This is a genomic window from Legionellales bacterium (assembly GCA_026125385.1).
Taxonomy (GTDB): domain Bacteria; phylum Pseudomonadota; class Gammaproteobacteria; order JAHCLG01; family JAHCLG01; genus JAHCLG01.
Map to the genome: position 1 here is coordinate 25,073 of JAHCLG010000006.1, position 12,734 is coordinate 37,806.

Here is a 12,734-nt window from a genome sequence, read left to right on the forward strand (position 1 = left end):
CATGTTAATTTCGATCATTGTGGATTTTTTTAATAAGGAATGCAAATCATGAGCGAAATTTTAATTCTTTATTACAGTCGCTATGGGGCAACGGCGAAAATGGCAGAATTTATTGCGATGGGCGTCAATGAAATAAACGGTGCTGAAGCCTGTTTACGTACAGTACCACCCGTGAGTGCCACTTGCGAAACCTCAAGTGATACCATACCAGCATCGGGTCCGCCCTATGTCACTCATGACGATTTAATTCGTTGTGATGGTTTGATTCTAGGAAGCCCCACTCGCTTTGGTAATATGGCAGCACCCTTAAAATATTTTCTCGATACTACCAGCAGTTTATGGGTAAGTGGGGCATTAATTGGTAAACCGGCAGCCGTATTTACTTCTACCGCAAGTTTACATGGTGGACAAGAAGCAACCCTATTATCGATGATGCTACCGCTATTTCATCATGGCGCTATTTTAGTTGGATTACCCTATAGCGAGCCCGAATTAACCTCTACCACCAGCGGTGGTACACCTTATGGTCCGAGTCACCTAGCGGGAGCCGATAGTCAATTACCCATTGCAGAGGCGGAAAAAAATTTGTGTAAAGCATTAGGCAAACGCCTGGCACTAATTGCCCAACAACTTAAGCGTCCACATGACTAGTCACATTCCTAAAGAATGGTATTATGGCGCAGGTAAACAATGTCCTGAATGTTCTTACGTGCGCCAGGAACATGAAAAAGCGCCTAAATGGCAGTGCCCGCAATGCGGAATTATTTACGCAAAAGTAGAAAATCCTCACATGCACGCACCGCGAGTCTCCTCGTCCATGCGCTCACAACAACGTAAACACGCGTTGCGCGTGATCCAAGATCCGCTACTCATTTTTTTTGCGCGAATGTTTGATCTCATCCTAATCATTTCACTGCTAATATTTTTATTAAGCTGGTGGTATAAGGATCGCTTACCGAATGCAAATGAAATTTCACCCTTATTATTGCGCGAACCCGAGCAAACCGTAACTCAACATCGAACTTTCGTGTTTAATTATTTAGGCGATAATATTACCGTTGAACCGGTGGCGAATTATAAATTATGGGGCATTATCGCCTCGCAAAATGATGTCGATAATTTCTTTTGGGGCTACGAAAAAGATAATGTCAATATTAAAGATATTTGTGTGTTATACGGAGATAATTTATCGAATGATCAATTTCCACTGTGGAAAATTTGGAATAAACAATGGACTTGCTTTATCGATTTTCCTGGAAATTCTTACACCGCTTTTAATCCACGCCAGTTATCGAACAATCATTTAATTGCTCAAGATGAGGCTATTCGGCAACGCATTCAACAACTGCGAGTAGGCGATCAAATTTATATTCAGGGCATGTTAGTTAATTATCAATCGAAACACGCGCCTTATTGGCGACGTAGCAGTAAAACTCGCGATGATGCTGGTAACGGTGCGTGCGAAGTATTGTACGTAGAAAAAATGGAAATTCTTAAACAGTCCAATGAAACTTGGTATTATTTATATGAATTTTCTAGCTGGACATTAATAACCATATTTTGCGCACGCTTACTTATTTTATTGATAGCTATCTATCGGCAAAAAACTGCTTAGCCACTTCACAATCTTGAACAATTTGTTGTTGTAATAGTTCAAAGGAGGCGAATTTTTTTTCGTTGCGAATTTTATGGCAAAATTCCATGGTGATGTGCTGACCGTAAATTGTTTGATTAAAATTAAATAAGTGCACTTCCACTACCGTAGTGATGCCATCGACCGTAGGACGTTTACCAATATTGACAACACCCTGAATTTTTTCTTGAGTCACTCCACTTACCCTTACCGCAAACACACCTAACAACGGTGATACTAAGCGATTTAACCGAATATTGGCCGTGGGAAAACCAATGGTATGTCCACGCCTGGCACCGTGGCGCACGCGGCCACTCATAAAATAAGGTCTTCCCAATAATGTTTCTGCAAGCTTGAAATTATCTTCGGCCAAGGCTAAACGAATACGCGTGCTACTAATGCGCTCATCGGCATATAATAGGGTTGGTGTATTTTCAACGGTAAAGCCGTAGTGTTTACCACGGTTAAGTAACAAATCAAAATCGCCTTGGCGTTGATGTCCAAAGCGAAAGTCATCGCCAACAATTAAATGTTGAATGTTTAATTGTTGATGTAAAATTTTTTCAATAAAATCATCTGCGCTCATTTCAGCCAAAGTGTGATTAAAAGCCAGCATCACCACATAATCTAGATGATACTTTTTAAGTAACATTAATTTTTCGCGTAATGCGGTTAATCGCGCGGGTGCGTTATTGGGTTGAAAAAATTCTGTAGGTGTCGGTTCAAATAAAATGACTACACTAGGGATATTGCGTTGTTCAGCCAGATGAACCAAACGTTGCAAAATTGCATGGTGACCTAAATGCAATCCATCAAAATTACCGATTGTTGCCACACAGTGTTGAATTTGAGTAAGCTGATTTAAACGATGAAGAAAATGCATTATTCAACCTTATTTTGTAATAATTCTTGAAGTTTAAACCCACTCAACCACAAGGCAGTGATATAACTGACTATTGCTAAAAATAAAAATAACACTAAATGAGCTGCACGATACCACGCAGGCCAGGTTAGCCAATGTTGAATGTGTGGTTGTAAACTCTTAAGAGTGATAACTAATATTAAATTAGCAAATAAAATTCTTAACAAAAATTTTTTAATCCCACTTTGCCAGAAAAAAATATTACGTTTAATTAATAAATAGCCTAAACAACCGGCATTTAACCAGGCAGCAAGCGAGGTTGCTAACGCCAAGCCTGCATGAGCCAAAGGAAAAATTAAAATAAGATTTAACAGAGTATTGGTGATTAAAGCGATGACACCAATTTTGACCGGCGTTTTAATATCTTGTCGAGCATAAAATCCCGACGCTAAAATTTTAATCAGCATAAATGCTGGAATACCTAAGGAAAACGCTTGTAAACTTTGACTAGCCATTACTACATCGTGTATTTTAAATTCGCCGTAATGAAAAAGCGTGGCTAAAATCGGGCCAGATAATAAATAAAGCCCTAGGGTTGCTGGAATTCCTAAAAATAACACACAACGAATTCCCCAATCGAGTGTTGCGGCAAATGCATTTTGAGATTGCTCAGCATGTTTGCGTGATAAGTGTGGAAGAATCACGGTAGCAATCGCCACGCCAAAAACCCCCAAGGGAAACTGGCTAAGTCTGTCGGAATAATAAAGCCAGGACACGCTGCCAATGGGTAACCACGAAGCAAAAATGGTATCGATTAAAATATTAATTTGCGCCACTGACACACCAAATAAAGCCGGCACCATTAATTTTAGCACCCGTCGCACCGCAGGGTCGCGCCATAATGGAACGGGAAAAACTAATAAATTTAATCGCCAAATAAACGGTAACTGAAATACTAATTGAACTAATCCAGAAAAAAATACGCCCCATGCTAACGCCATGACCGGAACAGCAAATAAATGTGCGCCCCACAGTGCGGCAATAATCATCACAATGTTTAATAACGTCGGTGTGAAAGCAGGAATTGCAAATTTATCGTAGGTATTTAACACCGCAGCAGTCAAAGCGGCTAAGGAAATAAAAAATAAATAGGGGAAAGTAATGACTAACATGTGAGAGCTGAGTTGAAAACGCAGATCAGTGGTTTTAAATCCTGGAGCAAAAACATGTACCACCCAGGGTGCCATTAACATTGCCAGCACAGTCACGATAAATAGGATTAAGGCCAAAAAACCTGACATATGACTAACAAATTTACGCACTGTTTGATGATCGTGTTGTTTGCGGTATTCTGAAAGCACGGGTACAAAGGCTTGTGAAAAAGCCCCTTCTGCGAATAATCGGCGCATGAAACTGGGAATTTTAAATGCCACTAAAAAAGCATCTACTTCCGCTCCCGCACCAAAAATTTGGGCGATAACCATATCGCGAGCAAACCCTAAAATGCGCGAAACCAAGGTTAAGCTTGCCACCAATATTGTTGAGCGCCAGAGTCGTGGCTTGCGAGCAGTAGAGGAGTTGGTGTTGGCTGTCATGAAGTAACACTTATTGGCGTTTAAAAGGCGATATTATACTCAACCGCCAAGAAGATGCGAGTAACATCGCAGGAAATTTTGATCAGTGTCTCATCAATAGTAGTAGCACCGATCGCAAATAAAACCCTTGTATTTCAAAAAAAACTCAATACACTATCGGGCAAGGTTGGCCCCTGGGTTGACCCACCAAGCAGAGGGATTAAGAGCTATGTTATATAAGAATGCCATGAAACAATTCACACGCAATAAATTTATTCACTGGGGTTTAACCAGCTTATTATTAATAAGCGGTGCCTTTTATCAAGCTGCGTTTGCGCAAAAGCCCATGCACCCCAACACGGCAGCACATGGTGCAAGTCAAGTCAGTTACCCCACATATCCCACCATTGATTACTCAAAATATTCTGCCGAGGATGTAAAAATTATTCAACACGGGGAATATCTCGCTAAAATTGGTGACTGTATTGCTTGCCACACTAATTCTGCTGAAGGGACAGCGCCCTTTGCTGGCGGTCTACCTTTTAAAACACCCTTTGGAATATTTTATTCACCCAATATTACCCCCGATAAACAAACGGGTATGGGAAATTGGACAGAGACGGATTTTAAAACCGCATTAAGAGATGGCATTGGTCCCCATGGAAACTATTATCCAGTATTTCCTTTCGTGTATTTTAATCAAATTACCGATCAAGACATTCAAGATCTTTGGGCCTATTTCCGTGCGATTCCCGCCGTCAATTTGCGTAATCGTAAAAATAAAGTGGCGTTTCCTTTTAATATTCGCTTTTTACAAGCCGGTTGGAAAGTATTATTTTTCCAATTTCATAAAGGCCAATTTCAATATGATCCAAAACAATCCGCCGCGTGGAATCGTGGACGTTACCTGGTGGATGGCTTAGGTCATTGTGCTATGTGTCACAGTCCAATGAATCTCTTTGGCGCTTCTGATCGGAATTTGTATTTAAGTGGTAATTTTGTTAATGGTTATTACGCGCCCAATATCACTTCCGCTACCTTAGCAAAATATTCCATCGACGAGATTGTGAAAGTGTTTTCGCAAGAAGAAATGTTAGGCAATAGTGGTAAAGTGCAAGGACCGATGGAAGAAGTGGATCGCGATAGCTTGAAATATTTGCAACAGCAAGATTTAATCGCCATTGCCACGTATTTAAAAACCGTACCCGCCATTCAACCTAAAGTCGAAAAAGTCGAAGGTGGTTCAGCATTAGCCATTGGGGCAAAAGTTTATGATGCGCATTGTGGTGTTTGTCATAATACGGGAGCTGCGGGTGCACCAATTAAAGGTAATGCCGCCGATTGGAAACCACGCATTGCCCAAGGCATGGATACCTTATTCAAACATGCTATTCAAGGAATTAACTCGATGCCACCAAAAGGTACGTGCATGAGTTGCTCGGATGATGAAATCAAAGATGCGGTACGGTATTTAGTCAATGAAGCCGAAGGAAAAAATGCTTCAAGTTCGGCACCTCAACCAGCACGCACAGCCCCACCGGTTGTAGACACCTCGTTAGAGTTAGGTCGTAAGGTTTATGGCCAATCTTGTGCGATGTGCCATGCCGATGGAAAATACGGAGCACCCATTTTAGGTGATAAAGACGCTTGGGAAAAAATCTTAACCCAAGATGGCGGCATGCCCACGGTATTCGAACATGCGATTAACGGCTATAAACTTCATCCGAAAAAAGGCGCGTGTTTAGAATGTCAAAACTCGGATATTCAAGCCGCCGTGAAATACATTATTCAAGAAAGTATCCCCGATCGTAATGTATCGTTGTGGTAAAACCGTATTTCACGCCCATGACATCACAGTTATCCCACTTGGAGTATCTACTTTAAGTGGGATAATTTAATTATCCTCTTACCTCTCACAATAATTGTTTGGCATACGCTTTTTTCTTGCAAATAAATCAATGATTAAGCCTATACTTGTGCCCATAATTCGGTTTACAATGGTCTCACTAAAATTCCAACGGTCAAACAGTATTGTTTGATTTCGCACTGGCTGATACAAGGAGAGTGGACGTATGCGAGCCAAAGCGTTAGTCAATTCATTGTTATTATTGATTCCCAGTTTTTTTTCTTCCAGCGCTCTAGCAGAAGAAAAATACTCCAGTCTTAACATGACGCGCGGAGTCACCCCCATCAGTCGAGATGTCTACGATCTTCACATGATTATTTTTTATATTTGTGTGGCGATTGGAATTATTGTTTTTGGCGTATTGGCTTATGCGTTAATCATGCATCGGAAATCGCGTGGCGTGAAAGCCGCACAATTTCATGAAAATACCGTCGTCGAAATTTTATGGGCAGTGATTCCGTTTATTATTTTAATTGTCATGGCCATACCTGCCACCAAAGTTTTAATCGACATGAAAGACACGAGCAAGGCTGATGTCACCATAAAAGTAACCGGTTATCAATGGCGTTGGCAGTATGAATACTTAAACGAAGGCATTGCATTTTTTAGTAACCTCGCCACTCCGCTGGATCAAATTCACAATAAAGCACCGAAAGGAAAATGGTATTTACTCGATGTCGATAATCCTTTAGTGCTCCCCATTCATCGTAAAATTCGCTTTTTAATTACCTCAAACGATGTAATCCATTCTTGGTGGGTACCCGATCTTGGATTCAAAAAAGATGCTGTTCCTGGATTTATCCACGACAATTGGGCTTATATTGAAAAACCGGGAATTTATCGTGGTCAATGTGCGGAATTGTGTGGTGCTAATCATGGATTCATGCCCATTGTCATCGAGGCAGTTTCACCCGAAGATTATGACAAATGGGTGGCGAGTAAAACCCAAGCAAAAGCCGAATCAGCGAAAGCCGCTGCTGCTGCTCTAAATAAAACGTTTACTAAAGAAGAATTAATGCAAACCGGCGAAAAAGAATATAACAAAATCTGTGCCGCCTGCCACAAACCCGATGGTTCTGGCATGCCTCCCACATTCCCCGCATTAATCGGCGGTAAAATTGTCATTGGCCCCGTAAATGATCATATTAAAATCGTGCTAAACGGGGTGCCTGGAACGTCAATGCAGGCGTTTGGATCACAATTATCCGATTTAGAGATTGCCGCGATTGTTACCTATGAACGTAATGCTTGGGGCAATGATAATCAAAGCAAATACGGTAAAAATGCGGGTGGTATTGTTCAACCCACGGATGTTAAAGCCTTACGTTAATAAAATTTAAGACCCTAGAGCAGGAGGAGATCACGCATGAGTGACATGGTTTCGGATCACGGACATCCACACACCCAAGGTTTTTGGGCTTTTTGTAAACGTTGGATCACGACAACCAATCACAAAGATATTGGAACACTTTATCTTTGGATCAGTTGTATTATGTTTTTTATTGGTGGCGCCATGGCCTTGGTGATCCGCTCAGAATTATTTAAACCTGGCCTGCAATTTGTGGAACCGGATTTATTTAACCAAATGACCACCATGCACGGACTTATCATGATTTTTGGCGTGATTATGCCGGCGATGACAGGTCTTGCTAATTGGTTAATCCCGATGATGATTGGGGCGCCCGATATGGCTTTACCTCGTTTGAATAATTGGAGCTTTTGGATTTTACCTTTTGCGTTTACTATTTTATTCAGCACACTGGTGGTATCCGGTCCTGCACCTAATTTTGGTTGGACGTTTTACGCGCCACTGTCAACCACCTACGGGCCTAAAAGCACAGACTTTATGATTTTCGCCATTCACATGATGGGTATTTCATCTATTATGGGGGCGATTAATATTATCGCCACGATTATGAACATGCGCGCGCCTGGTATGGGCTATATGAAAATGCCGGTATTCGTATGGAGCTGGTTCATCACCGCGTTTTTACTCATTGCCGTAATGCCTGTATTAGCTGGCGCTGTCACCATGATGTTGTGCGATCGTCATTTTGGCACCAGCTTTTTTAACGCAGCCGGTGGTGGCGACCCTTTATTATTCCAACATTTATTTTGGTTTTTTGGTCATCCTGAAGTCTATATTTTAATTTTACCTGCGTTTGGCGTGATGTCTGAAATTATTCCCACCTTTAGCCGCAAACCCTTATTTGGTTATCATTTCATGGTCTATGCGATAGCAGCCATTGCGATTTTATCTTTTATCGTTTGGGCGCATCACATGTTTGTTTCGGGTGTCCCCTTAAGTGCCGAATTATTTTTCATGTATACCACGATGCTAATTGCTGTACCCACCGGAGTAAAAGTGTTTAACTGGGTTTCCACCATGTATAAAGGCGCGCTAACGTTTGAAACACCGATGTTATTTGCGATCGCTTTTGTGATCATGTTTACCATTGGTGGGTTTTCAGGCTTAATGTTGGCGATTGTGCCTGCAGATTACCAATATCACGATACCTATTTTGTGGTTGCGCATTTCCATTATGTGTTAGTCCCTGGTGCGTTATTCGGAATTATTGCTGCCGTTTATTATTGGTTACCCAAATGGCGCGGCATAATGTATAACGAAACCTTAGGTAAAATTCATTTTTGGTTAACCGCGATTTCGTTAAACATTACGTTTTTCCCTATGCACTTTTTAGGATTATCAGGCATGCCACGTCGTATTCCTGATTATGCGTTGCAATTTGCTAATTTTAATGCGATAGCCACTGTTGGCGCATTTATTTTTGGTTTTACCCAATTAATATTTCTTTATAATGTGATCCGCACAGTACGTGGTCATGGTGAAAAAGCCACTGATCGGGTATGGGAAGGTGCGCATGGTTTAGAGTGGACACTCCCCTCCCCTGCGCCTTATCACAGTTTTGTGACGCCACCTAAAATCGATTGATAGGAAAATAGTATGGATAAACCTATTCAACAACGTAATAATCGCAAATTATTAATTTACGGAATTCTATTTGCGCTATTCATGTTTGGCTTTGGGTTTGCATTGGTACCGTTATACGACGTATTTTGTAATGTGTTAGGCATTAACGGCAAAACTAATGCGAATCCAGCCGCTGTATACGCAGGTCACGTCGATAAAACTCGTTTAATTCGGGTAGAGTTTCTTGCCGCGATGGGAAGTAATATTCCCTTTGAGTTTCGACCTGAAACTAAAGTCATCGAAATTCATCCTGGCGAAAATAAACTGGTTTATTTCTTCGCGCACAATCAAGCCAATGAAAAAGTCGATGTTCGTGCCATCCCCAGTGTTGCACCTGGGCATGCAGCAAAATATTTAAAGAAAACGGAATGTTTTTGTTTTGCTGAACAACATTTAAATGCCAATCAAACTGTCGACATGCCATTAATGTTCCATCTTGATGAACATTTACCTAAATCTATACACACAATTACATTGTCTTATACCATGTATAAAGCACACGATAATCAAAATAATAGCAAACCAGTTGGCAAAATTAGTTAAGTGCTGTTAATCTACGGCACTTAAAAATAAAACGAATTCGTGAGTTAGGTAGGGTTAATAATTCACTAGGCAGAGGTATGGATTGTTGAATTTTTTTGGGGTTACGCCATTTACACGGTTAAATGGGCCGTGAAACACCCAAAAGCAACGAGAAATAGTTAAGCGCCAGTAGACTATTAAACTCACCAATAATCACACGAATTTTTTTGTTATCGCTGAAAGAGAGGGTTAATACATGTCAAGCGATCATCAGGGTAGTTATTATTTACCGGAACCAACTTATTGGCCGATTATTGGTTCGATTGCCTTATTTTGCTTTTTAATTGGTTTTGCCAATTTATTGCATCATCATTGGTTTGCGCCCTATTTAATGGGATTTGGTGGGCTATTGTTGATATATATGATGTTCGGCTGGTTTGGCACCGTCATTCGTGAAAGCCGTGCGGGATTGTTTGATCATCAAGTCGATAAATCCTTTCGTTGGGGTATGATTTGGTTTATTTTTTCCGAAGTTTTATTTTTCGGGGCGTTTTTTGGCGCCTTATTTTATGCCCGCGTGATTACGGTTCCTTGGTTATCGGGTAACGGCCAAGAAAGTTCAATCCTCACCCATTTATTGCTCTGGCCAAACTTTCAAGCGCACTGGCCATTACTGAAAAATCCCGATGGTTCACAATTCGTGGGTCCTCATTCCGTGATGGAAGCCTGGGGACTTCCTGCGATTAACACGCTCCTCTTATTGAGCAGTGGTGTGACCATCACCTGGGCGCACTGGTCTCTGCTTGCTAATAAGCGGAAACAATTAATTATTGGCATGATTTGCACGGTATTACTAGGTGTTTGCTTTTTAGCATTACAAGCCCATGAATACGATATCGCGTATACCGAAAAAGCCTTAACCTTACATTCAGGAATTTTTGGTACCACCTTTTTCTTATTAACGGGCTTTCACGGATTGCACGTAACAATTGGTACGATTATGTTAATTGTTATTACCATCCGCTGCATGCGTGGTCATTTTGACGAGCACAATCATTTTGGCTTTGAAGCCGTTTCGTGGTATTGGCATTTTGTCGATGTGGTCTGGTTAGGATTATTTATTTTTGTGTATTGGCTATAGCGCGTTGAGCATTCTACTCGGCTAGACGTGGTCATGTTCTATTGCGTAGGTTGGGTTGGTAAACAACCTCCCCAATCTACGCTCTCACTTCGATATTTATTTCACATTTTTCACAATTAACTTTTAGGCTTGATAAAAAAAACAATTAATGCATAAAAGCCCAATGATTAGGCGTTATCCATCCTAAAAAATACGACAAAATAATAAAACCAAATAATACCAACGATAAACTAATTCGCACGGTTAATGCCTTGACCATTCGCTGTGATGAAGCTGGATTGGTTCGTGACTTAATCAAAGCGCGTAATGCGCTGCCTAAACTAAATAAAATAGCAAAAAATGTGAAGATGATAAGAAGTTTTAGTAACATGGCGTAATCCCTCTGTGGTAGGTCTACTGATCATTTCATAGAATCCTTGATCTGACAAGGTTTCTCATTGGCTCTTATAATTTAGAAATATCCAACTTCAATGAGATGCTTAGGAGCCATCATTTCTAAGAGGAATAACTCTGATTATTAGGCCTGCTCAAAAACCGCGAGATGGTGATTTCGTTGTTGTTTATTATGAGGACACGGACGAAGCCACATTAAGAGAGATTTCAATTGACGGCCGAACAACGGTTGTTTTATCATTAACGTCCCGACAAAAGCGGGATTTTATCGATGAAACAATTCAAATCATATAACCTGTTATTCAATCGCGATGTGATTTTGATTGAGTCATAAGGAACAATGATATGGCGATCTTTAAGCCAATAAAACGATACTTTAATAGAGTAACAGCATTTGCTATGTATATCCGTAATACGCGTTTTACACTTTGTCGTGTAGAAGGTATCGATCTACAAAAGCAGGAAGTCCGTTTGTTTAATCGAACGAATAAGGCATTTATTAAATTGAGCTTTGCTGATCTCATTGATGACACCGGTCTGCTTTCACAAATACCTTCGACTCATGCATGCTGGATTGGTTATTATTATGGGATAATATATCAAGAAAGCGTTCGAGCAGGAAATGTGAGTGCCAACCGACCTCAAATTATTTTAAAACAAAACAGAGGTAAGTATTCTTTCCGATCGCATATATTGCGAGGCCCTATTGTTTATATAGATCTTGAAACTCGTCAAACACACCGCGAGTTACCTCTTGATATTGTTAGAAATGAATATGTTCTTATGAATTTTGATCAAACTCAGGCATGCTACATTGGTATATTAGCGGGAATTGAATATGTAAAGAGTGGTAAAAAACATTGGTCAAAACGATCAAATGTTCCACCAATTTTGAGAATAGTAAAATAATATGCTAGAAACTGAAATTGTTTTGGTTATGCAGATAGCTATAATTCTAGTTTAAAAGGGTTGAAATTGGTGTTGTAATCATAGACATCAAGATTTTCTCTTTTCTTAAGGAATTTAGCAATTAAGTAAGCTGGAAAAACAGCCAGCAGTGCAAAAATGGCTTTGTATATATATGAGAAAAACATAGCGCCTAAGATTTCATTGATTGGTATAACACCGATGAATACAATGGAAAATGCAATGATGTTGAACATGGCCTCACCAACTGCTGTTGATAACAGACTTCTAAGCAAGAAAAATCGACCACGTAAGATGATCTTAGATTTTGTAATGAGGTACACATTAACAAATGCACCAACATTCAGACCAACGAAATCACCCCAAAATGTTCGTGGGAGTGGAGAAATAACAGTATTGTAAGCTGCTTGTTGTATCCAACTGGAAGGAGATGGTAACTTAATAATGAGTGCTGATAGCATGTCAAAGATAAAGATAGCACAAAAAGCAGCCCAAATGAGTTGGCGTGAGACTTTATAACCGTATACTTCAGCGATGACATCACCTAGGAAATAAGTGAAGGGAAAAATTAATGTGCTTGCGGAAACAGTTAGGCCACCGAGAGTTACCATTTTATGGACTATTAAAGATGCAACCAATAAAAATGCAACATAAATTATGCTCAAAAAATTTAAGTATTTGGGTTGGTTTGTTAATTGCTTTTGATAGCTTGCTTGATTCATCTTGGATTCAGTTAATAATAATTGAGGGATAATGCTAGTGTATATCAATGAAAATTACAACT

Annotated in this window: 13 protein-coding genes; 9 read left to right on the forward strand and 4 right to left on the reverse strand. The window is 40.2% G+C overall.

Features of this window, described 5'->3' with window-relative positions:
- Positions 1-48: 48 nt before the first annotated feature.
- A complete protein-coding gene (gene wrbA, locus KIT27_03570; GenBank protein ID MCW5588722.1) occupies positions 49-651 on the forward strand; it encodes an NAD(P)H:quinone oxidoreductase in 603 nt (200 codons plus the stop codon).
- The gene (locus KIT27_03575) at positions 644-1,615 is read left to right on the forward strand and encodes a hypothetical protein (protein MCW5588723.1); all 972 of its coding nucleotides are present in this window, start codon (positions 644-646) and stop codon (positions 1,613-1,615) included. The genes wrbA and KIT27_03575 overlap by 8 nt, the downstream gene beginning before the upstream one ends.
- Here the strand turns inward: KIT27_03575 and ribF are convergent.
- Positions 1,590-2,516 carry a bifunctional riboflavin kinase/FAD synthetase gene (gene ribF / locus KIT27_03580; protein MCW5588724.1) on the reverse strand — a complete coding sequence of 309 codons (927 nt, stop codon included), beginning with the start codon at positions 2,514-2,516 and terminating at the stop codon, positions 1,590-1,592. The genes KIT27_03575 and ribF overlap by 26 nt on opposite strands.
- A complete protein-coding gene (gene murJ / locus KIT27_03585) occupies positions 2,516-4,090 on the reverse strand; it encodes a murein biosynthesis integral membrane protein MurJ (GenBank protein ID MCW5588725.1) in 1,575 nt (524 codons plus the stop codon). The genes ribF and murJ overlap by 1 nt, the downstream gene beginning before the upstream one ends.
- Before the next feature lie 208 nt (positions 4,091-4,298).
- Between murJ and KIT27_03590 the strand changes: the two genes are divergently transcribed.
- From KIT27_03590 to KIT27_03610, 5 genes are all read left to right on the forward strand, one after another.
- Positions 4,299-5,897, forward strand: coding sequence for a c-type cytochrome (locus tag KIT27_03590; protein ID MCW5588726.1), 1,599 nt, complete (start codon positions 4,299-4,301; stop codon positions 5,895-5,897).
- Positions 5,898-6,141: 244 nt separating this feature from the next.
- Positions 6,142-7,305, forward strand: coding sequence for a cytochrome c oxidase subunit II (coxB, locus tag KIT27_03595; GenBank protein ID MCW5588727.1), 1,164 nt, complete (start codon positions 6,142-6,144; stop codon positions 7,303-7,305).
- Positions 7,306-7,341: 36 nt separating this feature from the next.
- On the forward strand, positions 7,342-8,928 hold the full coding sequence (gene ctaD / locus KIT27_03600) for a cytochrome c oxidase subunit I (GenBank protein ID MCW5588728.1): 1,587 nt from the start codon (positions 7,342-7,344) through the stop codon (positions 8,926-8,928).
- 12 nt (positions 8,929-8,940) lie between these two features.
- Complete coding sequence (locus KIT27_03605) at positions 8,941-9,510, forward strand: cytochrome c oxidase assembly protein (GenBank protein ID MCW5588729.1); 570 nt, start codon at positions 8,941-8,943, stop codon at positions 9,508-9,510.
- Positions 9,511-9,745: 235 nt separating this feature from the next.
- Positions 9,746-10,630 carry a cytochrome c oxidase subunit 3 gene (locus tag KIT27_03610; GenBank protein ID MCW5588730.1) on the forward strand — a complete coding sequence of 295 codons (885 nt, stop codon included), beginning with the start codon at positions 9,746-9,748 and terminating at the stop codon, positions 10,628-10,630.
- A gap of 145 nt (positions 10,631-10,775) precedes the next feature.
- Here KIT27_03610 and KIT27_03615 read toward each other — a convergent pair whose 3' ends face one another.
- Positions 10,776-11,000, reverse strand: coding sequence for a twin transmembrane helix small protein (locus tag KIT27_03615; GenBank protein ID MCW5588731.1), 225 nt, complete (start codon positions 10,998-11,000; stop codon positions 10,776-10,778).
- Positions 11,001-11,134: 134 nt separating this feature from the next.
- On the opposite strand from KIT27_03615, the gene KIT27_03620 reads away from it, so the two are divergent.
- Both KIT27_03620 and KIT27_03625 read left to right on the forward strand, forming a co-directional pair.
- Complete coding sequence (locus tag KIT27_03620) at positions 11,135-11,317, forward strand: hypothetical protein (protein ID MCW5588732.1); 183 nt, start codon at positions 11,135-11,137, stop codon at positions 11,315-11,317.
- 51 nt (positions 11,318-11,368) lie between these two features.
- Positions 11,369-11,932 (forward strand): hypothetical protein, encoded by a 564-nt coding sequence (locus tag KIT27_03625; protein ID MCW5588733.1) that lies wholly within the window; start codon positions 11,369-11,371, stop codon positions 11,930-11,932.
- A 38-nt stretch (positions 11,933-11,970) separates the two neighbouring features.
- On the opposite strand, the gene KIT27_03630 is transcribed toward KIT27_03625, so the two are convergent.
- The gene (locus KIT27_03630) at positions 11,971-12,672 is read right to left on the reverse strand and encodes a queuosine precursor transporter (protein ID MCW5588734.1); all 702 of its coding nucleotides are present in this window, start codon (positions 12,670-12,672) and stop codon (positions 11,971-11,973) included.
- Positions 12,673-12,734: the final 62 nt, after the last annotated feature.

Coding starts and splice junctions, on each gene's coding strand:
- wrbA (MCW5588722.1), top strand. CDS start 49: ATGAGCGAAATTTTAATTCTTTATTACAGTCGCTATGGGGCAACGGCG.
- KIT27_03575 (MCW5588723.1), top strand. CDS start 644: ATGACTAGTCACATTCCTAAAGAATGGTATTATGGCGCAGGTAAACAA.
- ribF (MCW5588724.1), bottom strand. CDS start 2,516: ATGCATTTTCTTCATCGTTTAAATCAGCTTACTCAAATTCAACACTGT.
- murJ (MCW5588725.1), bottom strand. CDS start 4,090: ATGACAGCCAACACCAACTCCTCTACTGCTCGCAAGCCACGACTCTGG.
- KIT27_03590 (MCW5588726.1), top strand. CDS start 4,299: ATGTTATATAAGAATGCCATGAAACAATTCACACGCAATAAATTTATT.
- coxB (MCW5588727.1), top strand. CDS start 6,142: ATGCGAGCCAAAGCGTTAGTCAATTCATTGTTATTATTGATTCCCAGT.
- ctaD (MCW5588728.1), top strand. CDS start 7,342: ATGAGTGACATGGTTTCGGATCACGGACATCCACACACCCAAGGTTTT.
- KIT27_03605 (MCW5588729.1), top strand. CDS start 8,941: ATGGATAAACCTATTCAACAACGTAATAATCGCAAATTATTAATTTAC.
- KIT27_03610 (MCW5588730.1), top strand. CDS start 9,746: ATGTCAAGCGATCATCAGGGTAGTTATTATTTACCGGAACCAACTTAT.
- KIT27_03615 (MCW5588731.1), bottom strand. CDS start 11,000: ATGTTACTAAAACTTCTTATCATCTTCACATTTTTTGCTATTTTATTT.
- KIT27_03625 (MCW5588733.1), top strand. CDS start 11,369: ATGGCGATCTTTAAGCCAATAAAACGATACTTTAATAGAGTAACAGCA.
- KIT27_03630 (MCW5588734.1), bottom strand. CDS start 12,672: ATGAATCAAGCAAGCTATCAAAAGCAATTAACAAACCAACCCAAATAC.